This is a genomic window from Salmonella sp. SAL4457 (assembly GCF_046548235.1).
GTDB lineage: Bacteria > Pseudomonadota > Gammaproteobacteria > Enterobacterales > Enterobacteriaceae > Salmonella > Salmonella enterica.
Map to the genome: position 1 here is coordinate 1 of NZ_JBGDZO010001183.1, position 243 is coordinate 243.

Sequence of the window (243 nt, forward strand, 5' to 3'; positions counted from 1 at the left end):
GGTCCACGATGATGTGGTCGCGTGCGGCGTGCATGCGAGCCTGTTCGAGCATCCGCGGCGAAAGATCAATTGCGGTGACAGTCATCCCACTCGGGTAGTAGGGCATACTTTTGCCAGTGCCCACTCCAACTTCCAGCACGTGTGGGCCACGCACGCGCTGCCAGAGCGCCGCGCGCCCGGGCATCATCATGCCCTCGCTGCCGCGGGTCATCCGATCGTAGAGGCGGGCGCGCTGATCATAGC

1 protein-coding gene is annotated in these 243 nt (G+C 64.6%); it reads right to left on the minus strand.

Annotation, left to right across the window (positions count from 1 at the left end; genetic code table 11):
* A partial coding sequence (locus ACLJNW_RS27925) for a class I SAM-dependent methyltransferase (RefSeq protein ID WP_410961851.1) occupies positions 1-243 on the minus strand: 243 nt, incomplete at both ends.